Genomic DNA, 23,651 nt, shown 5'->3' on the forward strand with positions numbered 1-23,651 from the left:
TTACTTGACCTAATCGGTATTCATTCGGTTGAGCATTAACTGTGTGATACACCGGCAAATGCCTGACGATACAATGTTTCTAATTGGTGTGTGTTCACGTCACGCGGATTTGTCGGCGTACAGCTATCTCGTAAAGCCTGTCCGACCATTTCCGTTAAACGGGCATAAAAGTCCGCTTCACTGACACCGGTATCGCGAATACTCTTCGGCATACCCATTTCATCTTTCAATACATTAATGGCGACGATTAAACTGGTTACCCCTTCTCTTACGGTGTTAGCCGGAAGCCCTAAGCTTTGAGCAAGATAGGCGTAACGTTTTGCTGCTTCACTATTACAATCACCATGAAGATTGGCGTTAAAGGCGACGACATGTGTCATCAATAACGCATTTGCACGACCGTGAGGAACGTGGAATACACCGCCTAATGCGTGGGCAAGACTGTGAGTAATACCCAAAGAGGCGTTAGTAAATGCCATGCCGGCAATACAAGATGCGTTATGCATTTTTTCACGAGCCATCAAGTTGTCGCCTTGATGGTGGCAATCAATAAGATGACCAAAAACTAACTTGACAGCTTTCTCTGCCATCGCATCAGAAAAATCAGATGCCGCTTTAGAAACATACGCTTCTAGCGCATGGCAAAGGACATCCATACCGGTATCTGCCGTAATGGCAGGTGGCACAGATTTCACCAACTCAGGATCGAGAATGGCGACATCAGGCAACATAAACTCATCAACCAAGACCAGTTTTTCACTGCGTGATTTGATCACTGAAAAAGAGGTTACTTCAGAACCCGTACCACTCGTGGTTGGGATCGCAATAAACAGTGGTTTAGTTCTGTTGCTCTCTTTACGGGTATGCCAGAGGGAGTACATAACGGCTTTCGCGGCATCAATCACTGATCCACCACCGAGTGCAATAACCAAGTCTGGATAATGAGCATCCATGATCTTCATACCACTCACGATGGCTGAAATATCTGGATCTGAAGCAACATCATCGTAAACGTGGAACTCGATACCTCGTTGCATTAACTTGTCAGTGACTTTATTTGCAAAGCCAAACTTCACCATTGCTTTATCTGTCACCACAAATGCGCGGCGGGCAGTTAACCCAGAGAGAAAATCCAGTGCATTGGCGCCAAACTGAATTTTGGGTTTTATCAGAAACTCACTCATGTCGTTATTACTCCTTACTGTCCCGATAAACCTTCTCCACAATGGCAACCACTGACATCGCCTTGTAACGATCTTTGTTCAGTGCAAAGTACTCTTCAGCCAACACAACATCGTTGATACCTGCACCTACACTATCCACTGCAACATACGTTTTATTTTTCAGTGGCTTAAGCTCATCATCTAAGGTGGCTATCATTAATAAATTGCTACCTTTAAGTTCTGGGCTTTTTTGTGTCGCTACTACGTGTCCGATTACCTTTGCGAGGATCATGGTTTATATCGCCTTATATCAATGAGTTATTTACTCAGACGTCCGAGAACTTCCTTGATAATGCGTTCCACGTTTTCTTCGGTAATATCACCTTGTTCAATCACTTGTTGCGCACAAGCACTGACTGTCGTTGCATAAGGAGATGCGCCAAAGCGATCATCACCTTGAGTTTGACGTTGTGCAGTGGCACATTCAGCATGAACAGGCGTTAAAGAAGGTGAACGAAAACGATCATCATCAAGAATGCTGGTCTGGTGATTTGCGCTAGAAACAGCACAAGCAGAAACAGCAGGTTGAGCGGCTTCTTGTGCTAAAGGGCAAGGTTGTTTCAACTCTTCAACGGTACGTACGCCATAACCTACTTTACGAATATTCAGTAGATTCATTGGGCCAACGTTGTCAGAGCTAGAACCGCCACCAACAGCACCGCAACCTAAAGTCAGTGCAGGCGTAATATTGGTTGTTGCACCGATACCACCTAATGCCGCAGGGGTATTAATTAGGATACGGTTAACAGGTTTTTCTAAAGAGAACTGACGAATAACATCTTCATTTTTGGTATGAATAACTAAGGTATGACCTAAGCCTTCATTAGTCAGTAACTGCACCACGCGATCGCACGCTGATTTCCAATCTTCTTCAATATACATCCCTAAGATTGGGCATAATTTTTCGCGTGAATACGGATTTTTTGGTGAAACAGTGTCTTGTAATGCGATTAATACACGCGTATTTGCGGGTACGCTAAAACCAGCACGCTGACTTAAATAAATCGCATCTTTACCCACAACGGCTGGGTTAATTGTGCCGTTAGCACGCAGTAACATTGAAGCCACTTTTGTTGCTTCTTCGTCATTCATAAAGTAAGCACCTTGCGCTAATAGCTCGCGGTGAACTTCGTTATAAATGCAACGTTCAACGATAATGGATTGCTCTGATGCGCAGATAACGCCGTTATCGAATGTTTTACTGGTGATGATATCGCTCACGGCTTTTTTGATATCGGCACTGCGTTCGATAAAAGCAGGGCCATTACCTGGACCACCACTGATGGTTGGTGTACCTGATGCATAAGCTGCACGCACCATACCTTCGCCGCCAGTTGCTAAAATCAATGACACATCTTTGCTGTGCATTAATTCTTTTGTCGCTTCCAGTGTCAGTAATGTCACACCATCAACAATACCGGCTGGCGCACCAGCTTCTAGTGCCGCTTTTTTAACAATTTCTAACGCACGGAAACTACACTGTTTTGCATTTGGATGCGGAGAGAAAATAATCGCATTACCTGCTTTCAGTGCAATTAGGGTTTTATAGATAATGGTTGATGTTGGGTTAGTTGAAGGAACTAACGCAGTGATAACTCCTAAAGGCACGCCAACATCCATGACTTTTTTTACTTTATCGTCATTGATAATGCCAACGGTCTTCATGTCTTTCATATGTTCATACACACGCAATGACGCGAAGGTATTTTTCAGAACTTTGTCTTCCCACTTACCAAAGCCTGTCTCTTCGTTTGCCATTTTTGCCAGCTCTTCTGCGTGACGAGCGGCTTCAAATGCAATGTGTTTTACAATACTGTCGATTTTTTCCTGCGAAAATTTAGCATAAACAAGTTGTGCATTTTTCGCGTTACGAACTAGCTCACGAGCCAGTTGTCTGGATTGCAAATCTTTATCTAATGCAACCATGTCTTCCCCCATACAGGAGTTAAAAAATTTAGCTGAATAACTTATTTCTTTGCTTTACAGCACGCCTGAATAATCAGGCTTTGTGCTGTTGTGCGATTTTCTCGATATCGTTATGCGGTCTTGCAATAACACGAGAAGTCACCACGGTGCCGATACGTTTTGCCGCTTCAACACCTGACTCAACCGCTGCATTGACTGCACCGACATCGCCTTTCACCATGGCTGTCACTAAACCTGAACCGACGTTTTCATAACCAATCAGTTCAACATTGGCTGCTTTACACATTGCATCTGCAGCTTCAATGCAAGCGACAAGACCTTTGGTTTCAACTAGACCTAGTGCTTCTTTCATATTTATTTCCTTCGTTATTCAGTCACTTTGTACTGGGCAACGATTTTTTGAATATCGTTATGTGGACGAGCGATGACTAATGAAGTCACAACAGTACCAACACGTTGAGCTGCTTCTAAGCCAGATTCGACAGCGGCTTTAACGGCACCAACATCGCCTTTCACCATTGCTGTGACTAAACCTGAACCCACATTTTCGTAGCCGATTAACTCAACATTGGCCGCTTTACACATCGCGTCTGCTGCTTCAATACAAGCAACCAGCCCTTGAGTTTCAATAAGTCCTAATGCATCACCCATACGTTCTCCTAAGGCAAAAACTATGCCTTGTGTTTGATAACAATCTTGTTGATGTCATTGTGAGGACGAGCAATCACGAGCGATGTAACAACTTCGCCCACGCGTTGTGCTGACTCCACACCTGAATCCACTGCAGCTTTCACTGCGCCTACGTCGCCTTTCACCATCGCAGTCACGAGACCTGAACCCACATTTTCATAGCCAATAAGTTCAACGTTCGCGGCTTTACACATAGCGTCAGCGGCTTCAATACATGCCACCAGACCCTTGGTTTCGATCAGACCTAATGCATCACCCATTTTCATTTCCTCCGAGAAGCCGTTTAACGGTTTACGTTTGCCCATTGTGTCTGCGTGGTGATTTTTTAAACGCAGACGTTGGTTTCAAAATCACTATAGCGCGCAAAAAACAAAACAAAATATAAATCCATGATATGAATATATATAGAATTTAATTCTGATATTTAGTGTTTTTTATTTCTCTATTTATGTATCTATGCTGTTAATTTGTTTTTTTCATCGTTATAAATTTATTTATTTTCATAAAAAACAGATGAAAAAATAGACAAATTAACTTTGTTAGAAGGATGTTGAAAAGGTGAAAAAAGGCAGTACACATCGACGAGAAAGATGTGCGGAATATCACTGATATTTCAATGTGAGATCAATAATTGAAAAAGGCTAAATCGAGTCTATATACAAATCGTGCTATTTTTTTATTGATAACGTATTTATCAAATTTAAACCTTCGCTACTGTGTATAAAAATCTGTGTATAAAAAGCGGTGTATATAAAACTGTCTATATAACATAACGGTAAGTACTCTTTGCTATATAAAGTCATGCAAACAATCCGTTCCAATAGCGCAATAGGCTAAAGAGCGAATATCAGGAATAGATGAGAAGAAAAGGGCGATTAACTAGATGGGATATATTGAGTTTTAGAGAAATAAAAAGGTGACTATATCGAGGTCACCTTGCAAAAATAAGATCAGACAATCAGAGCAATTAATCAAATTTACTACCCGGCTTTAAGGTACAAATATAGAGTGGTGAATTAAGCGAACTTAATAGCAATGTTTTCTCATTTAGCTTCTGTGCATTAATAAATAACCCATCATGACTGTCTGACATTTCACGCATAAAATAGTCAAAAATTACATCAGGAGATTCATCAATTGATGATGCGCTCGCATCCCATTGGCTAACAAAATAGTGACGTTCTGTCGGTGAAACACGCTTGGTTGTATAATCAAATTTCACATAGCGTTGTAAATACAACCATCCTGCTTTTGAAGTGGTATAACCTTCAACAACAATCGACCCTTTACCATTGGCACCAAATGAAAAATGAATATTACCATTTACATTTTCATCTTCCATATTTTCAAAACGCATAATGCCTTTAGTTGAACAAACCATGACACCTTCATTTTTAATGGTTAATAATCGTGTTGCAGCATAAGTGGCGACCAAGATAAAAATCAGGGCCGATAAAAAACATAAAAGTTTCCCTGAGATTTTCATTAGTATTTCCAAGAATAGTAAAAGTAATTGTCACAATAACTAAATGGGTTATCTTCGTTCTTAGCACAGTGCGCTAAAAATACACGTCCCAATCCATTTGTTTGTAATTTATCACCATAAAAGAAAACAAATCGCTCACCTTTCACGCACTGTAAATTAAGTTTCTTTCTTACCGCATCAAAATTGCGAACATAATTATCACTGACTGCTGAATTAATCATGGCTTCATTAGAAAGTAACTCACAATCATTATGTGTTAATGGTGTCAGTGAAATTGGCTTTGATTGATATTGATTAAAAAAGATGATCACCGCAAGAAATACCGCACCTAATAAAAAACCGATGCTGGCTAAATACCAACAAATTTCGGGTTTCTGTGTTTTTTGTGGTGCTTCTTCTTGTGTAGGCTCTAAAGATGTTTGCGTTTGTATTAAAGATAAAGGTGTTGTTGTTTCAACCGCTATTTGATTTTCATCTTTAACTAAAATAGGCGCTTCTTCATCTGGTTGAGTTGAAGGTAATAACGTTGAATCATCAATCAGTTCAACTGAAATATCGGGATTAAACTCTAACCGCCCTTTCGCAATGGTAACAATGATATTTTCAATGCCATAATGGCGAAATGTTTTTCGTAATAAACTCAAATATTGGTTTAAATTACTGTTTGATGAAACTAATCCATTATCATCCCAAACACGTTTTAATACTTCATCACGATTAACAACGCCGGGATGCTGAATAAAATAAAAGAGTAACGCATTTGCGGTAATAGAAAGATGTGTATCAACACTCTCTTTTTCTAACGATATCGCGCCATCCGTTGCGTCGTAATAAATTAAGGCATTTATTTTGTATTTCATTGTGCCCTCATTCATCCTGATTAAAATTACTGATTTGCTGTGTTTGCCATATAGTCAAATGTCATCTCAGATAATCTTTCAACTAATGCGCTACGCTCTTCTTGTGAAATGGTAGGGCCTTCGGTTAATTCCGATAACCAAAGACCATCTGCAGCATAACGAATTAACGTGCCTAAATAACTATTATCGAGTTTATCGCCTTTGGCTAAATGCTCTAACATCCAATCACGCCAACATTTACGCATAATAGGTTCATTTGGCATGGCTAAAGAAAGTATCGCTAATTGGCGACTTTCATCTGACTGCTTCAAATTAGAAATATAGGTTAAATAGGCGCGAGAAAAACGACCAGCTTCGATAGGATCATTCTCCATAATTACCGCAATACGGCTATCCATAATACCTAATAAACGTTTAAAAACCGCATGCACTAATTCTAGTTTTCCCGGGAAATGATGAAGTAATCCACCTTTACTCACACCCGCTTCTTTTGCCACGGCATTTAAAGATAGAGACGCTATCCCTTCATTAGCCACAATAACACTTGCCGCTTCCAATAATTGTTCTTGAACTCGGATAGGGTCTTTTTTTCTGTGATGCGCAGTTGTATTCATGCATAGGATGATACCGACCAGTCGGTATGTTCCTTATTGATCAAAATCAATCCCTTTTGGACTCGTACTTATTATATGTAAATAATGCCGTTGACTTCACATTCCTTTATTTCTTCAATTAAATTATTTTTAAAAAAATAAAATAAATAAACAAATATTGATTTAAATATTGCAATCACTTAAGTCAAAAAAATAACATTTGATAATAATCAAAAAAGCCTGATTGATTAAAAATCGTAATTTGTTTTTTATCAAAATAGTTATATTTCTATTTACTGCTGAATTTATACTCTCTATTTTTGTGACATTAATATAATTATATAAATTATCTTTATTAATTTTATTTAAATAAAAAAACACATCGTCTTTATGTATTAAGTACTAAATTTCACTTATTATCAAAAAATGAAATAGATAAAGCCACCGTCTTTATATTAAAGAAGGTGGCTTATTAACCAATAAAAGTAATTAAAGGCTAGCTTTTAATGCTTGCTCTAAATCGGCAAGAATGTCATCAATATGTTCAATACCAATAGATAAACGAATTAAATCGCGTGAAACGCCTGCACGCTCTAACTCTTCATCATTTAATTGGCGATGTGTGGTTGATGCGGGATGACATGCTAATGATTTTGCATCACCAATATTCACAAGGCGAACAATAAGTTGCAATGCATCGATAAATTTTGCACCCGCTTCAGCGCCCCCTTTAATACCAAAAGAGAGAATACCCGCAGGTTTACCTGACATATAACGTACCGCTAAAGCATGCTCAGGATGATTGCTTAATCCCGCATATTTAACCCATGCAACTTGAGGATGATTTTGCAGATATTCTGCTACTTTCTGTGCATTTTCAGTGTGGCGATCCATACGCAACGCCAGCGTTTCTAACCCTTGTAGAATTAAAAAAGCATTAAATGGCGATAATGCAGCACCAGTTCCACGCAACGGTGCAACACGACATCTTGCTATATAAGCAGCCGCACCAAAGTGCTCAACATAATTTACCCCATGATAAGAAACATCAGGTGTATTTAATATTTCAAAACGATCTTTATGCTCGGCCCAAGGGAACTTACCAGAATCCACAACAATGCCGCCAATCGAATTACCGTGACCACCAATATATTTAGTTAAAGAGTGGATAATAATATCTGCGCCATGTTCAAAAGGACGACATAAATAAGGTGTTGCAACCGTATTATCAACAATCAAAGGCACACCATGGCGATGAGCAACATCAGCTAATGCTTGAATATCGACAATATTTCCGCTTGGGTTGGTGATAGTTTCACAAAATACCGCTTTTGTTTTGTCATCAATTAACGCTTCAAGAGCCGCAATATCATCATGGGGAGCAAAACGTGCTTCAATACCAATACGCGGAAACGTGTGTGCCATTAAGTTATAAGTACCGCCATAAAGCTTAGCGACGGAAACGATATTATCACCTACTTGCGCAATAGTTTGAATTGCATAAGTAATAGCAGCCATACCCGATGCGACGGCAACAGAGGCTATTCCCCCTTCTAATGCCGCAACCCTTTTTTCTAATACATCATTGGTTGGGTTCATTATGCGGGTATAGATATTGCCGGGTACTTTTAAGTCAAAGAGATCGGCACCATGTTGTGTGTCATCAAATGCATAAGATGTGGTTTGGTAAATAGGTACAGCTACTGCTTTTGTAGTTGGATCAGGTGAATAACCGGCGTGAACAGAAAGTGTCTCAAGTTTCATAGCAATCCCTTTTTGTTGCATTTGTTCTTATCGTATTACTTATATTTTAAATAACTTAAATCAAAGTAAGTATTCTTAGTATATAAGCCATATAAATAAGCGTATATCGCCTCTGTCGTATAGTGAAAAAATTTCAACTTAGATTAATACGACTAAAGTACCATACCGCTAATAATGCAAAACGCCGCTTTTCACTGTCATATTTGAGTTAAGAGTCTTGCTTTTCCCACTATTTTATCGTTTTAAGTACTTTTATCTTTTTTTGACGAGTCGCTAACCAGCAAATTAAAGAGCCACCCGTCACCATCATTACACCCTGCCAAAATGAGAAAGAAAGCGCGGTAGACAATAATATTGATGAAAATGCAGTAGAAATAACGGGAGTAAAATAAGAAAGTGTAGCTAATAAGGTCACATTGCCTCTGATCATGCCAATAGTCCAAGCCGCATTTGCAAGCCCTATAGCAGCCCCCGTTATTAATAATAGCGTGATACTTTTTGTATTAACGATCCACTCTACGGGTGTTGAAAAAAAATATTGTCCCCACAATGCAAGTGACGTTAATAAAAAGAAAGGCACAATGCCGTTATTCCCGCCAGACATAAGGCGAGTTAAATTACTATAAAACGCCCATAGAATGGCACCTGAAAACGCCAATATATAGCTTAATGGGTTGCTTTGAATATTCTTCCATAAACCGTCAATTGTCAGCGGGTTATCGCCACTAACAACCCAGACCAATCCACTAAATGCACATAATAATCCGGCAATCAGTAAAATAGAGAATCGCTGCTTATTAAGTATGACGGCAAGCGCCAGCGTGAAACTAGGCCATAAATAATTCACCATTCCCAGCTCTATGGCTTGTGTTCTGTCTGTTGCAAATCCCAAAGCCAAAGATAAACAGATTTCATAAGTAACAAATAATAGCCCACCCCAAAAAAGATAGCGTTTAGGAAAGCGTGATAACTTAGGTACGCCTAAAATTAAAATAAGAAAGAGTGTACCTGCGGTATAAATCAGTGCGGCACCACCTACGGCACCAAAATACTCACTAATATTACGAATTAAACCAACAATAGTGCTCCAAAGTAGAATGGCAACAATGCCATATAATGTCCCTTTTGATGAGCTAGATATCATTTTTTTGCCTTCGGGTTCAAGATCCTGTCATTAGAGCCGATATTAAAACAGAATCAATGTAATTGCTTTAATTACTGTCATACAAAAAATAAAAAGGAAACAGGAACAACGAAACATTTTGTTACAATTTATATTGAAAATAAAATATATTGATCCACTCCCATTGGTTGTAAAAAAAGAAAGAAGAATTCTAAATTGTAAAATTATGACATCTAATTTCAAAAAAAAATGAATTAATATTATTTCTATTTTTTTTATAAAAAAACAACTTTAAATATTTTATTTCTGTAAAAAGACATTCTATATCGTTTTTTTCCCCATAATACGTGTAAATTTTTGTTTCACCATGTAAACATTTTTATCATAAAATATATATTATGAAACATAATGTTATACGTATAAACACCATATCTATTTTAGAAGCTCTTTATCGGACTAGAAAAAACACAATAAATATCAATTGGATAAATTCAAATTTGGCATACATTATCCAAACTTATGTATCTTCCTATTTCTTAACATTGATTCTCACCTATAGTTAACAGATTATCAGTAGTTTTTAACTATCAAACCCCTAAAAAATGATCGTTTTAAACGATTTCTATAATTTTTCTGGCACATCTATAATTTTCGTAAATTTGACTTAAGTGAAATATGTATTTTATTTCTATTTAATTAAAACTTGATCTATCTACTCTTATTTTAATAAGTGTATTAATAATTCTATTTACGCCCCTCAAACATATTTTAATCACTGTTTCTTCATTTATATATAAATGATAAGCAGAGTTAAATATAGCTTAGTTTATTAAGCTAAAAATAAAGATATATATTGAAAATATAGGAACAATGAATGAAAAAGTTATTATTATCTGCAATTATTACTTCAACAATGGCAGTCATGGCTGCACCTGCATTAGCAGCGACTACCACCACTGTAAATGGCGGTTCTGTTAACTTCGAAGGTTCTGTTGTTAATGCGGCTTGTGGTGTTGATAGTAGTTCATCAAACCAAACTGTTCGCTTAGGTCAATTCCGTGTTGCTGAATTCGCAGCAAAAGGTGATGAAACAGGCCGTATTCCTTTTAGTATCAAATTAAATAACTGTGATACTACAGTATCAACTAATGCTGCAATTACCTTCAACGGTACAGCTTCAAGTGGTGATGCAAATGCGTTTGCATTACAAGGTGCTGATGCGGCAGAAAATGTTGCCTTAAAAATCACAGATTCTACAAGTGCAATTGTTGCGCCAAACCAAGCTTCTACAACTCAAAAACTGATTGATGGTGAAAACAAATTAAATTACAACGCCTCCCTTATTTCAACTGAAGATGCGGTTAAGGCAGGTAGCGCAAACGTCACCACAAACTTTATGGTGACTTACTCTTAATTGCTTTATGACTTTTGATTGATGTCTTATTGCCAAGGACGGCATATTTTCCTATCAAAATATTATTGCGATATCTTTATTACTTGATAATTATTATTATGAAAAAGACACTTATTTTCCTTATTGCATTTTTATTTCCATTATTTTCTTATTCTAATGGTGTTTCATTAGGTGCAACACGTATTGTTTATAATTCCAATATTAAACAAACGAATCTTGTGGTAACGAATTCAGATAAAGAAAATAGTTTTTTAATTCAATCTTGGGTTTCAGATATCGAAGGAAATAAAACGGCTGACTTTATCGTTACACCGCCTTTATATATTATTGATGCCAATAAAGAAAATGCATTAAGAATTATGTATGTCGGTAAAGCATTACCAAAAGATAAAGAAAGTTTATTTTGGATGAATGTAAAAGTAATACCTTCATTACAAGAAGGGCTTGAGAAAGAAAATACCATGCAAATTGCGATACAAAGCCGAATTAAATTGTTTTATCGACCAAGTATTTTACCGGCTTATAGTGAAAAATTTGCTAATGAAATTAAGTTTTCATATCAAAATGGTGAGCTTATTGCCACTAATCCAACGCCTTATTATATTACGATGGTAAATCTAGCTGTGGCTGGTAGTCAGCTTCCATCAAGCATCATGATCAATCCTTTATCTCAATTAACATTGGGAAAAATAAATAGAAATGAAAATACAATTTCATTCCAAACAATTAATGATTACGGCGCACAAACCCCAGTATTAAAAAAAGAAATTACTCATTAATAATTACATCTGCTTTTAGCTTGTTGGTTAAAAATCATGGTTAATAAAAATACAGTTTGTTTTCTTTTTTCTGGCATCATTACGATTTCATTAATATTGCCATTTCCTTCATATAGTGCAAACCGATTTAATCCTGCATTTTTATCTGACTCACCTGAAGCAGTCACTGATCTAAGCTATTTTGAAGCAGGAAACAGTATTAAACCTGGTGATTATCATCTTGATATTATTTTTAATAATGAATATCTACGAAATGAAAGCATTCATTTTATTAGCGATAATAAAAATGTGATCCCTTGTTTAAATAAAGCTTTTTTAGCGTCACTCGGGATTAACGTTAAGTTAATCACTGACTTCGATTTGAAATCAGAAAAAGAATGTATTGATATTTCAGATTCTATTCCTGATACCAGCGTTAATTATGATATTGAAAAACAAGCATTAAAGATCCAAGTTCCTCAAGCCGCATTAAACCTTCAAGCACGAGGTTATATTCCACCTGAAAAATGGGATAACGGAATTACCGCAGGCTTATTGAATTACAGTTTTAGTGGTGCCAATAACTGGGGAAATTCTCATAATAATAGCTATTACCTTAATCTACGTAGTGGGATCAATATTGGCGCTTGGCGATTGAGAGATTATTCCACATGGAATTCATCAAATGGAAAGCATCAGTGGGATCATATCAATACCTATCTTCAAAGAAATATTGTGTCATTAAGAAGTCAGTTAAAAGTTGGCGATAGTTATACTTCATCAACCTTATTCGACAGCGTTAATTTCCGCGGTATTTCTTTAGAAAGCGATGACACCATGTTGCCAGATAGCCAACGTGGATTTGTACCTGTTGTAAGAGGTATTGTAAGCAGCAATGCCAAAGTTGTTATTCGACAAAATGGCTATGTTATTTATCAGACTTTTGTCTCTCCGGGTGCATTTGAAATTCGCGATCTCTATCCCACTTCAAATAGTGGTGATTTATATGTCTCGGTTGAAGAGAACGATGGAAGTAAGCACGACTATATTGTGCCTTATTCTGCTGTGCCTATTTTACAACGAGAAGGTCAAAAAAAGTTTGTTATTCAAGCGGGTGAAGTTCGCCAAGATAGACAAGATAAAAAACCACACTTTATCCAAGGTCATCTTATTTATGGTCTGCCTTATGACAGTACCGCTTACGGTGGTGCATTAATTACCTCTGATTATCAATCTTATGCATTAGGTGTAGGTCAGAATATGGGAACGTTAGGTGCATTCTCAACGGATATCACCTTTGCCCATAGCAAATTACCCGATAATTCGACTTCCGAAGGCTACTCCCTACGCTTTCTCTATGCAAAATCATTAAACCAATTTGGAACAAATTTCCAATTATTAGGATATCGCTACTCCACTTCGGGTTTTTATACGCTAGATGAAACATTGAATACTCGAATGTCAGGCTATCTCTATGAAAATAATAAAGAAGAGCCATTACGCTATTTTAATTTAAACAATAGAAAAAAAGGCAGTCTTCAAGTGAATTTATCACAACAACTTGGAGATTATGGTTCTGTTTTCATGACAACAAATTGGCAAAATTATTGGGAAACCAATGAAAAAAATGTGCTGTTTCAAGCTGGCTATAACGGCAATGTAAAAGGTCTTTCTTACAATATTATTTATGGATACAACCGCATGATGAATAGCGGTCAGCGCGATCAAACGCTCTCTTTGGGTATTTCAATTCCATTGCAATTATTAATGCCTTCAAGCTATCAATCCGTAAATAGTGCTTATCTCACTTATAACTATAGCCATAATGATAATGGTTATTCAGCACATAATGCGGGTGTAGCAGGCACCTTATTTGAAGATAACACGCTTAATTACAGCGTTCAGCAAGGCTATAGCAATCAAGGCGGAAGTTATACGGGTAACGCGGCATTAGGTTATCAAAGTCGCTATGGCAACCTTAACGTGGGGTATAACTATCATAAAGAGGCTCAACAACTGAATTATAGCGTTGCAGGGGGAATGTTACTTCACAGCGAAGGTTTAACGTTAAGTCAGCCTTTAAGCTCCAATGCTATTCTTGTTGATGCTCGCAAAACCGCAGACGTTCCCATCGATAATGCAACTGGGATTTATACCGACTGGCGTGGGTTTGCCGTTATTCCTTATGCAACCGCTTATCGCCAAAATAAAGTCGCGCTTGATACCACAGCACTTCCTGATAATGTCGAAATTGAACAGAATATTCAGCAAGTTATTCCAACTCAAGGTGCTGTTATCAAAGTCAATTTTGAGGCTAAAACTGGATATCGTCTACTGCTAACACTACAACGACAAGGGCGTCCTCTGCCTTTTGGTGCCATTGCATCCGACAAGCAAAATCACCTCTCCGGCATTATTGGTGACGATGGCTTACTTTACCTTTCAGGTGTACCAAAGTCTGGCGTATTAGATATTCGCTGGGGAAATAACACATCTGAACATTGCCAAGTTAATTATACATTACCTGAAAATCAACATAATGAACCTTTTGTAAAAATGACACAGGAGTGCCAATAATGCATAAACTCACGCTTATTTTGGCTCTACCACTCCTTTTTATCACTAAAGGGTATGCCTATGACACCTTAGTGCAAGTTCATGCACGAGTGACAGGCAACACCTGTACCGTTGAGACAAACTCAGAAAATATTACCGTGAAACTTGGCGATATTGCGACAAAAGACTTCACATCAACAGCGATGAGTCAACAACGAACACCGATTATTCCTTTTAGTATCAAATTAGTGGATTGTCAGCCTGAAGCCAGTGCAGTAAAAGTCAGTTTTAAGGGGACAAATGACCTGACTGATAATGCTTTATTGGCGATTAATAATGATGGCGCAAAAGGTGTCGCCATTTCAATTATGGATAAATCAGGAACATCAATTCCCATTAATGATAAAAGCCAATCTTATCCCCTGTTACCTAATCAAGATAATACCCTGCAATTTTACGCTCGCTATGTCGCCACACAGGTGCCAGTCAGTGCAGGGCAAGCCAATGCAACCACCACATTTTTATTGGAGTACCAATAATGAAACGTACTTTATTCCCCCTTACATTACTGGTTTCCCTTGTTTGTCTTCCTACAGAAATGGCATGGGCAGTGGCAGATCCTCTTGTCGTATCACCACCTCCAATGAATTTTGATGGCGCTGCAGATGGTACACCCGCGGGCACGCCCATTACCTCAACATGGATAGGTGAAACTTCCGTCCATAATGGCTTTAAATGTGAAAATAAGTTCTTACAAAAATGTTGGGTAGAAACACTGTATGCCAATGCGTTAGGCTCCAAAATTAGTGGTATTTACTATTACGAAGGGGGAAATCGTTATCCAGTTTATTCACTGCCTGGCGTCAAAGGCATTGGCTATGCTTTTGGTCTAAAAGATAACAATGACAGTGTTTCTTATGTGCCAATTGACGTTGATAATGGTTCTGGTGCAACCATTATTTATCCAGCGGCAGGCTCTACTGTTAACCATAATGTTGACCGCGTTTCGTTAAAAGGCAAAGTCGTGTTTGTTGTCACAGATGAACACTTAGAAACGGGTATTTATAATATTCCTTATACCGTTATCGCAAATACTTGGTCTGAATATGGTGGTGGGCATAAAGGTAATAACACCTCTCTCGTTGCGATTAACCCAGTAACAATCACCATTAAAGCCAGAGGTTGTACGGTCAGTACGAAAAATCTTACCTATGAATTAGGCGATATCTCAATGCGAGATATGGCAACCATTGGTTCAACGTCAAAAACACAAAGTAAGCCCCTTTCTGTCACTTGTGATACCAACGTTCACCTATATGCCAGCATGACCGATCAATCTACCTATTCTAATAATACAGATGTACTCACATTGACATCAGACTCTGACGCTTCAGGTATTGGGATCCAATTTCTTTTTAATGATGATCCAACCCCTGTTGTTTATGGACCTGATATCAGTGCTACCGGGCAACCGAATCAACGTTTACTTCATATAACAACATCTAATAACGAAAACTACACATTAAACCTGTCAACTCGTTATATCACGACTGGAACACTAAAACCTGGTAAAGCAAACGGGTTAGCCAGTCTGACTTTTTCTTATCAATAATGATTTGAATTTTTAAGGCTGATTAAATGATTGATAACAGCAAAACTATTAATTTTCGTATAGGGCAACGAATACGTCATTTACGAAAGAAATTAAAATACTCAGGGACCCTTTTTGCTCAAGAGTTAGGCATAAGCCAACAGCAACTTTCTCGCTATGAACGAGGAACAAATAGGATAAGTATTGAGTTTATTTATCTGATTTCTGAAAAATTTGATGTTCATATTAGTTATTTTCTACAGAGCAATTATTTAATTAATATTGAACAACAACGTAAAACTCAAGAAAAAAATAGCCGACTTATTGCTGAATGTTGTATAAAAAAATAATACAAGCCACTCTTATTTTCTTTAATTATCTTTTGGCTTACACAACTTCTCTCATTTATTTTTATTGTTCACTTAATGGAAACCGCATACTCTTTTCGACAGAAAAAAAGCCACCTTTATAAAGGTGGCTTTGTAGTAATAAGCAGATGCGATTAGCGTCCTGCTTTTAATTTTTGGTAATAGCTTTCGTACAATACTGTTGCATCACCCACATCATTTTGCCATTCACCTTTATTAATAATCTCTTCTGTTGGGTAAAGAGAATTATCTTTAGTGATAACATTTGGCAGTAGTTTTTGCGCTGCAAGATTCGGTGTTGGGTAACCAATATTTTCAGCCACTTTTGCTGCGACCTCTGGGCGTAATAAGAAGTCGATAAGTTTATGAGCGCCTTCAACATTCTTGGCATTAGCAGGAATAGCTAAGCTATCCATCCAGAAAATGCCCCCCTCTTTTGGCCACACCATTTCAATAGGCGCGCCAGCATCGCGAGCAATAAATGCAGAGCCATTCCAAATCATTCCTAAATTAACTTCCCCTTGCATATAAGGGTTAGCAGGGTTATCTGAATTGAATGCTAATACGTTTGGCATCAGCTTTTGTAGCTCTTTATAAGCTTCTTCAATCTCTTTAGGATCGGTTGTATTGCCCGAATAGCCTAATTTCAATAATGCCATTTGGAAAACTTCACGGGCATCATCAGTTAATAACAGGCTATCTTTATATTCAGGTTTCCATAAATCTGCCCATGAAGTAATGCTACTCACATCAACTTCATCGCTATTAATACCAATAGCCGTCGCTCCCCAAATATAAGGGATAGAATAATCGTTTTCTGGGTCGAATGATTTATGTAATAAGCTAGGATCGAGATTACCAAAATTGGTTAATTTTGATTTATCGATTTTTTGTAGCATGCCTTCATGGCTCATTTTAGAAATAAAATAAGTAGAAGGAACCACCAAGTCATAAGCACCATCTTTGTAGGTCTTTAACTTGGTATACATGCTTTCATTGGATTCATAGGTGGAATAGATCACCTTAATCCCAGTTTCTTTCGTAAACTGTTCAAGCAGACCAGGCGGCACATACTCCGTCCAGTTGTAGAAATATAATGTCTTACCATCATCAGCCGAGGCTGTGCCGATACTTAATGCCATTACGCTGGCAGCAAGTACTGAGGACCACTTTTTCATTTATGTTTCCTTCAGTGGTTGATGCGTTAATATCAAATAGGCAGCGAGCCTACCTCCAACAGATTGGTCTTCAAGACCCCAAAAAAGTGCGAGAAACTCGCACTAATGCATGTTTACGCTTTGCCCGTTCTGTCTCTTAAGATCAACTGGCTAATTAATACTAATACTAAAGATAGACCTAAAAGGATAGTTGCAAGCGCATTCACTTCTGGCGAAACCCCGACTTTTACCATTGAGTAAATTTTCAGTGGTAAAATTTCATAGCTTGGTCCCGTTACAAAAGAGGAAACAACAACGTCATCCATGGATAACGTAAAACTTAATAACCAACCTGAAGCTACTGCTGGCATTGCCAGAGGCATAATGATTTTACGTAAAATAGTAAATTCGCCAGCTCCTAAATCTTTAGCAGCTTCCAACATTTTTACATCAAATCCACTTAATCGTGAATACACAGTCACCACAACAAAAGGCAGACAAAATGTAATATGTGAAAATAGCAGCGACCAAAATCCTAATGAAACACCGAGGATCATAAACAGGACAAGTAACGAAATCGCCATCACAATATCCGGCGACATCATCACAACAAACAGCATTCCACCCACAAATTTTTTGCCACGAAAGCGGTAGCGATAAAGCGCAACTGCCGCTAAGGAGCCAATTAATGTCGCAAATGTCGCAGAAGTGACCGCCATTGTTAATGAATGCCCAGCCGCTTGAAGCAGGCTGTCATTATTAAATAAAATAGCGTACCAATCTGTGGTAAAACCTTTCCAATTAATCCCGAAACGCGATGAGTTAAAAGAGTTAACTATCAGAATGATGATCGGGATATAAAGATACGCGTAAATAATGGACATAAATCCACCACGCAATAACCGTCCTATCATTCTATTTCTACCTTCTTATGCAGTAGCTTCACGGCTCGGTAATACACAAACAGCATGAGTCCCATCACCAATGTTAAACAAATACTAGTGGCTGCACCAAAAGGCCAGTCACGAATATTTAAGAATTGGCTCTTAATTACGTTACCAATTAATAAGTTTTTCGCGCCACCCATTAAATCAGCAACAAAGAATAAGCCCATCGCAGGTAACATCACGAGTAAACAACCCGCAATAATGCCCGGCATTGTTAATGGAATAATAATACGAATAAAGGTTTGAAATTTATTAGCACCTAAATCGCGCGCTGCTTCTAAACAAGGTTTATCTAACTTTTCAATGCTGGAATATAATGGTAATACCATGAAAGGTAATAAAATATAAACCAGCCCCAGCACTACAGCTTCGGGGGTATAAATAATTCTGAGTGGCTTATCTATAAGTCCAATCCACAACAGGAATTCGTTAAAATAACCTTTCGTACTTAGGAATATTTTTAATCCATAAATACGAATAAGCGAGTTTGTCCAAAAAGGCACAATCAATAAAAACAACATTAATGGCTGTATTTTCTTAGGCATTTTTGCAAGGAAATAAGCAAAGGGATAACCTAATAATAAACAAGCTAATGTTGCAACCACCGCCATATGAATAGAATGCAGTAACACTTCTGCATACATAGGATCAAATAAGCGATAGTAGTTATCGAGTGTAAAGACCATCTCGACAAGGTTGGCATCATCACGCGTTAAAAAACTGGTCGCAATGATCATGATATTCGGCAAGAAGACGAACACCATCAACCAACCCACAACACCGGTAATAACGATGTTTTGAAATAGTTTACGTGTTTTCTTCATCTGCCAGCACGACCTCCCAGCTTTCAACCCAAGTTACTGCAATTTTTTGGTCTAACGAGTGATCAACATCCGGATCATCTTCATTAAAGAATTCGCTGACCATGACCACCTTGCCATTTTCCATTTCAACAACAGAATCTAGCGTCATGCCTTTATAGTTACGTTCACGAACATAACCAATTAGCCCAGGAAGGTTTTCAAGATCGTGAATTTCTTCAACACGGAGATCTTCTGGTCGAAGTAATACTTTGAGTTGCTGGTTTTGTGTCACAGGTAATGTGGTATAAATATCACATTCATGACCTTCAACATCGGCACGAATACGCGTTTCATCAATACGATGGAGCACCCGCGCATCAAAGATATTAATTTCACCTATAAATTGCGCAACAAATAGATTTGTTGGCTCCTCATAAATTTCACGCGGAGTACCATCTTGCTCAATACGCCCTTCACGCATCACCACGATCCGGTCTGACATGGTCAGCGCCTCTTCTTGGTCATGAGTCACGAAAATAAAGGTGATCCCTAATTTACGTTGTAAGGCTTTTAATTCATTTTGCATCTGTTTACGTAGTTTGTAATCCAGTGCAGATAATGATTCATCAAGCAATAAGACCTTTGGTTTATTCACAACAGCACGCGCAATCGCGACACGTTGTTGTTGTCCACCAGAAAGGTGTGCAGGACGCCGTTGTGCGAAATCTTCAAGTTGCACCATACGCAAGGCTTCTTCAACGCGAATATTAATCTCATCAGCAGGCGTTTTTTGCATGCGAAGACCAAATGCGACGTTTTCAAAAACAGTCATATGTGGGAAAAGCGCGTAACTTTGAAAAACCGTATTTACAAAACGTTGTTCCGCTGGGATATCCGTAATATCTTGCCCATCAAGGATAATTTGCCCATCGTCAACGTCTTCTAAACCCGCGATTAAACGCAAAACCGTCGTCTTACCACAGCCCGAAGGACCGAGGATGGTTAAAAACTCGCCATGGTTGATAGTGAGATCGAGGCGGGAAATAATTTGTTTTCCGTCGAAACCTTTACTTAAGGATTTTAATTCGACAACTGGTATCAGAGATGTTTTCTCAGTCATTTAAGGTAATACTCTATCCCGAAGAATAATGCAGATAGAACCGCCACTGGAAAAGACTGTGTGAGCTGCCGGAGCATTATGCTCCACAGAAGCCCAAAACCAGCGACGCCGTATGTATAGTACAAGCGGAAAATGATAAACGCAGTGGCGTGAAATTGAAAGCAAAAAGGTGCATAAACAATGAAAAACTATTCATATTTAAGTTTTTCATCATAAACCATGCTCTTTAGGGTTTAAGCTAAAAACACAATAAAATCAAAATGCTATTAATTTATATAAATCGTAAAAATCGATTAAGTTTATAATTAAATAAATTTTCTCTTAGAAGTTGTCTAATCGCCTTATTTTCCTATAAAAACTTATTAGCTCGTTTATTTGCAACGCAATTTTATGGTCGTTGTTTATACAAAAAAAGTGAGCCAAATACGCTTCTTTTTATACTTTTATCTTATTATGATGATAAAAACTTTATATTTCATATAGATGAAATTTGGATAACACCTCCTAGCATTTAGAAGGTGTTAAAGGAATTAATACTATTGTGCTTAATGACGTTTTATTAATTTTTTTAAATATAAAATTGCGTTATTCACATTCGGTAAAGGACCAATTTTGTCATTTAACAGTGGGAAAGTGCCTGTTCTAATTAATAAGTCACGCATTTGTATCGGCGTCAACACACTGTTTGTACGGTCTTTATACCAAGATTGGATCACTGCAGCAGCCCCCGCAACTAAAGCACTGGCTGACGATGTTCCACTAAAATTAGCAGTATAAGTATGGTTATCATCACTTCGAAACAGGTCACCATAACCTGCGGTTGCAACATCCTCTCCCCACGCTTGTACATGAATAGGTGAACCATGCGTTGAGAAAGGTAATCGATTTAATGTATAAGGCGAACCGGCACCAACACGTATTGAGTTATTATCATGGCGCTGTCGATAACTTTCATAAGCAGGTAAATCTAGATCTACCCCTCCATTACCTGCAGCCATAATCACAATGATCCCAGCATCTGTTAATGCACGAGTCGCTTCCCAAATGTGCATTTCATAATCCGCAGGTACATAAGCTTGATGTTCACAAATTGTCTGCATTTCATATAAAACAATATCACCAGCATGTAATATGCGTTTACTCGCAATAATCGCATCAATACGCCCACAAGTTAATTCGGAGATGGCGTAAAACATATCTAATTTATAAGCGAGTCCAGTGATCCCTTTACCATCATTTTTTCCCATAATTAACCCAGCAACCGCTGTACCATGATCTGCCTGACTGGTTTTTTCATTAAATGGTAATAATGGCGTAATATTATCCGTTGATAAATCATGATGAGAAAGATTGAAATCCCATTCAATATCAGCAACTTGTATTCCTTGCCCGTATGCTTCTTGCTTCCATGCTTCACAGATCCCTAGCCCTTTAATTTTATTAATATTCACCATTTTTTCTGGCGTATTTAAGTATTGCTGATATTGAGTAAAATCAGGCGTAATGTTAGGAGGTTCAATAGGCTGTATCGGCACTGTTTGTACATATTCAATATCAGGGTGTTGTTCTAATATTTTAATTACTTCTTCTAAAGAATAATGTTTATTCTCTGGTAAATTAAGATAATAATATTTATTTAGATCATTAAAGTTTATTGAAATAGAATCAATATAACTTCTGGGCGGTAATGGATGAACAGATGATATTACCGGAACTAAAGGTATATTAGTTAAAAAGGAATGGTGCATTTCATCGGAAGTAGAAAATGACAGTTTTTTATTATCATAATTAAGATTATTTAATTTTATAAGGATCTTTCTTTTAATGTTCATATTCAATGCTCCTCTTTTTATTTTTTCGCTTTATAGCGCGAAATCTTGAGCAGTGACTATTTCCATTTTTAATAGAGATAATACAAATAGGCTATTTTATAAAAACAAATATCAAGCCTATATTCTAAAAAATAGACTTAATATTATTTGAATGATGTTTATTAACTAAACTCAATATGTAGGTGTAGTTTTCCACAACAATCGCATATAACGATATCATCAGTGATAACAACCTCTGTTTTTATCGGTTCAGGATGATATTTAAAATAATTCTAACATCAGATCCACCATGCGTTAGTCATTCTCTATGCTATAATGCGTCCTCATTTTCTACCCTCATAAAAAAACAAGGGTAGCAACGCCTAAATAGACGAAAGAATTACAGCATGTCAGAAAATACAGAACTTAATAAACCAACAGAAAATCATCATGTTATTAGCCATTCAAATATATATAATTTGAACCGTTTCTCTGTTGCGCCGATGCTCGATTGGACTGATCGCCATTGTCGTTATTTCTTTCGTCAGCTCAGTAAAAATACTCTGCTTTATACCGAAATGGTCACAACAGGTGCCATCATTCATGGTAAAGGTGACTATCTAAAATACAGTGAAGAAGAACATCCCGTCTCTTTACAGTTAGGTGGAAGTGATCCCCAAGCTTTAGCGCAATGTGCAAAATTGGCACAAGAGCGTGGCTATGATGAAATTAATTTAAATGTGGGATGCCCTTCAGATCGCGTACAAAATGGGCGCTTTGGTGCTTGTTTAATGGGAGATGCACAACTCGTTGCCGATTGTGTAAAAGCCATGCGTGATGTCGTTGATATTCCTGTTACGGTAAAAACGCGTATTGGTATTGACGAGCTGGATAGCTACGAATTTCTATGTGATTTTATTGATACCGTCAGCCGTGATAATAACTGTGATACCTTTATTATTCATGCCCGTAAAGCATGGTTATCAGGCTTAAGCCCGAAAGAAAACCGTGAAGTGCCTCCTTTAGATTATCCTCGTGTTTATCAATTAAAGCGTGATTTTTCACATCTCACGATGGCAATTAATGGGGGGATTAAATCGCTAGAAGAAGCCAAAGAGCACTTAAAATATATGGATGGTGTGATGGTGGGTCGTGAGGCTTATCAAAATCCGTCAATTTTAACGCATGTTGATCATGAACTTTTTGACAATCAGCTACCCATTACTGATGCAGTCAGTGCAGTAAAAGCAATGTATCCTTATATCGAAAAAGAACTCTCTCAGGGTACTTATTTAGGTCATGTTACGCGTCATATGTTGGGGATTTTCCAAGGTATTCCAGGTGCTAGACAATGGCGACGTCATTTAAGTGAAAACGCCCATAAACAGGGCGCTGATTTATCTGTTTTAGAAAATGCACTTAAATTTGTGACTGAAAAATAATTAAGTAATAAATATTCAA

The 23,651-nt window shown here is 37.7% G+C and carries 23 protein-coding genes and 1 pseudogene; 7 read left to right on the top strand and 17 right to left on the bottom strand.

Translation table 11 applies throughout. The features are described 5' to 3' along the window. Nucleotides 1–35: 35 nt before the first annotated feature. The 11 genes from BTA34_RS14835 to yddG all read right to left on the bottom strand — a co-directional run bounded on the left by BTA34_RS14835 (nt 36) and on the right by yddG (nt 9,686). Nucleotides 36–1,184 (bottom strand): 1-propanol dehydrogenase PduQ, encoded by a 1,149-nt coding sequence (locus BTA34_RS14835; RefSeq protein ID WP_151436230.1) that lies wholly within the window; start codon nt 1,182–1,184, stop codon nt 36–38. A 7-nt stretch (nt 1,185–1,191) separates the two neighbouring features. Continuing rightward, nucleotides 1,192–1,455: a EutN/CcmL family microcompartment protein gene (locus BTA34_RS14840; protein WP_064721253.1), complete on the bottom strand. Its 264-nt coding sequence runs from the start codon at nt 1,453–1,455 to the stop codon at nt 1,192–1,194. Nucleotides 1,456–1,481: 26 nt separating this feature from the next. Further along, the gene (locus BTA34_RS14845) at nt 1,482–3,149 is read right to left on the bottom strand and encodes an acetaldehyde dehydrogenase (acetylating) (protein ID WP_088494443.1); all 1,668 of its coding nucleotides are present in this window, start codon (nt 3,147–3,149) and stop codon (nt 1,482–1,484) included. Between the two features lie 73 nt (nt 3,150–3,222). Then, the gene (locus BTA34_RS14850; RefSeq protein WP_006536328.1) at nt 3,223–3,501 is read right to left on the bottom strand and encodes a BMC domain-containing protein; all 279 of its coding nucleotides are present in this window, start codon (nt 3,499–3,501) and stop codon (nt 3,223–3,225) included. 14 nt (nt 3,502–3,515) lie between these two features. After that, complete coding sequence (locus BTA34_RS14855) at nt 3,516–3,800, bottom strand: BMC domain-containing protein (RefSeq protein WP_006536329.1); 285 nt, start codon at nt 3,798–3,800, stop codon at nt 3,516–3,518. A gap of 20 nt (nt 3,801–3,820) precedes the next feature. Beyond that, the gene (locus tag BTA34_RS14860) at nt 3,821–4,099 is read right to left on the bottom strand and encodes a BMC domain-containing protein (RefSeq protein WP_004249182.1); all 279 of its coding nucleotides are present in this window, start codon (nt 4,097–4,099) and stop codon (nt 3,821–3,823) included. A gap of 707 nt (nt 4,100–4,806) precedes the next feature. Then, nucleotides 4,807–5,325 carry a FidL-like protein gene (locus BTA34_RS14865; protein WP_006536331.1) on the bottom strand — a complete coding sequence of 173 codons (519 nt, stop codon included), beginning with the start codon at nt 5,323–5,325 and terminating at the stop codon, nt 4,807–4,809. Further along, nucleotides 5,325–6,185 (bottom strand): transcriptional regulator, encoded by an 861-nt coding sequence (locus tag BTA34_RS14870; RefSeq protein ID WP_151436231.1) that lies wholly within the window; start codon nt 6,183–6,185, stop codon nt 5,325–5,327. Before BTA34_RS14870 ends, BTA34_RS14865 begins: the two co-directional genes overlap by 1 nt. 26 nt (nt 6,186–6,211) lie before the next feature. Continuing rightward, nucleotides 6,212–6,799 (bottom strand): TetR/AcrR family transcriptional regulator, encoded by a 588-nt coding sequence (locus BTA34_RS14875; RefSeq protein WP_151436232.1) that lies wholly within the window; start codon nt 6,797–6,799, stop codon nt 6,212–6,214. A 468-nt stretch (nt 6,800–7,267) separates the two neighbouring features. Further along, the gene (locus BTA34_RS14880) at nt 7,268–8,542 is read right to left on the bottom strand and encodes a bifunctional O-acetylhomoserine aminocarboxypropyltransferase/cysteine synthase (RefSeq protein ID WP_151436233.1); all 1,275 of its coding nucleotides are present in this window, start codon (nt 8,540–8,542) and stop codon (nt 7,268–7,270) included. 229 nt (nt 8,543–8,771) lie between these two features. After that, entirely contained in the window at nt 8,772–9,686 is a 915-nt protein-coding gene (gene yddG, locus BTA34_RS14885; protein WP_151436234.1) for an aromatic amino acid DMT transporter YddG, read from the bottom strand. A gap of 853 nt (nt 9,687–10,539) precedes the next feature. Between yddG and BTA34_RS14890 the strand changes: the two genes are divergently transcribed. The 6 genes from BTA34_RS14890 to BTA34_RS14915 all read left to right on the top strand — a co-directional run bounded on the left by BTA34_RS14890 (nt 10,540) and on the right by BTA34_RS14915 (nt 16,334). Further along, nucleotides 10,540–11,079, top strand: coding sequence for a fimbrial protein (locus BTA34_RS14890; protein WP_151436235.1), 540 nt, complete (start codon nt 10,540–10,542; stop codon nt 11,077–11,079). 98 nt (nt 11,080–11,177) lie between these two features. Then, on the top strand, nt 11,178–11,858 hold the full coding sequence (locus BTA34_RS14895; protein WP_151436236.1) for a molecular chaperone: 681 nt from the start codon (nt 11,178–11,180) through the stop codon (nt 11,856–11,858). 36 nt (nt 11,859–11,894) lie between these two features. Next, complete coding sequence (locus tag BTA34_RS14900; protein ID WP_151436237.1) at nt 11,895–14,414, top strand: fimbria/pilus outer membrane usher protein; 2,520 nt, start codon at nt 11,895–11,897, stop codon at nt 14,412–14,414. Then, nucleotides 14,414–14,932, top strand: a complete 519-nt coding sequence (locus tag BTA34_RS14905; RefSeq protein ID WP_151436238.1) for a fimbrial protein — start codon at nt 14,414–14,416, stop codon at nt 14,930–14,932. The genes BTA34_RS14900 and BTA34_RS14905 overlap by 1 nt, the downstream gene beginning before the upstream one ends. Then, entirely contained in the window at nt 14,932–16,005 is a 1,074-nt protein-coding gene (locus tag BTA34_RS14910; protein ID WP_151436239.1) for a fimbrial protein, read from the top strand. Before BTA34_RS14905 ends, BTA34_RS14910 begins: the two co-directional genes overlap by 1 nt. 26 nt (nt 16,006–16,031) lie before the next feature. Next, on the top strand, nt 16,032–16,334 hold the full coding sequence (locus BTA34_RS14915) for a helix-turn-helix domain-containing protein (RefSeq protein WP_151436240.1): 303 nt from the start codon (nt 16,032–16,034) through the stop codon (nt 16,332–16,334). Nucleotides 16,335–16,486: 152 nt separating this feature from the next. Here the strand turns inward: BTA34_RS14915 and potD are convergent, their stop codons facing one another. The 6 genes and pseudogenes from potD to BTA34_RS18550 form a co-directional block, all read right to left on the bottom strand. Further along, nucleotides 16,487–17,530 (bottom strand): spermidine/putrescine ABC transporter substrate-binding protein PotD, encoded by a 1,044-nt coding sequence (potD, locus tag BTA34_RS14920; protein ID WP_151436241.1) that lies wholly within the window; start codon nt 17,528–17,530, stop codon nt 16,487–16,489. 113 nt (nt 17,531–17,643) lie between these two features. Continuing rightward, entirely contained in the window at nt 17,644–18,423 is a 780-nt protein-coding gene (potC, locus tag BTA34_RS14925; protein WP_036934543.1) for a spermidine/putrescine ABC transporter permease PotC, read from the bottom strand. Further along, the gene (gene potB / locus BTA34_RS14930) at nt 18,420–19,280 is read right to left on the bottom strand and encodes a spermidine/putrescine ABC transporter permease PotB (RefSeq protein ID WP_151436242.1); all 861 of its coding nucleotides are present in this window, start codon (nt 19,278–19,280) and stop codon (nt 18,420–18,422) included. The genes potC and potB overlap by 4 nt, the downstream gene beginning before the upstream one ends. After that, on the bottom strand, nt 19,264–20,379 hold the full coding sequence (potA, locus tag BTA34_RS14935; protein ID WP_075673056.1) for a spermidine/putrescine ABC transporter ATP-binding protein PotA: 1,116 nt from the start codon (nt 20,377–20,379) through the stop codon (nt 19,264–19,266). Before potA ends, potB begins: the two co-directional genes overlap by 17 nt. A 545-nt stretch (nt 20,380–20,924) precedes the next feature. Next, entirely contained in the window at nt 20,925–22,211 is a 1,287-nt protein-coding gene (locus tag BTA34_RS14940; RefSeq protein WP_151436243.1) for a S8 family peptidase, read from the bottom strand. Nucleotides 22,212–22,372: 161 nt separating this feature from the next. Then, nucleotides 22,373–22,468 (bottom strand): annotated as a pseudogene (locus tag BTA34_RS18550) (hypothetical protein); the annotation flags it as partial. Between the two features lie 129 nt (nt 22,469–22,597). Here BTA34_RS18550 and dusA point away from each other — a divergent pair. Next, nucleotides 22,598–23,632, top strand: coding sequence for a tRNA dihydrouridine(20/20a) synthase DusA (dusA, locus tag BTA34_RS14950; RefSeq protein ID WP_151436244.1), 1,035 nt, complete (start codon nt 22,598–22,600; stop codon nt 23,630–23,632). Nucleotides 23,633–23,651: the final 19 nt, after the last annotated feature.

Source organism: Proteus sp. CD3 (genome assembly GCF_008808075.1).
GTDB classification, from domain to species: Bacteria; Pseudomonadota; Gammaproteobacteria; order Enterobacterales; family Enterobacteriaceae; genus Proteus; species Proteus appendicitidis.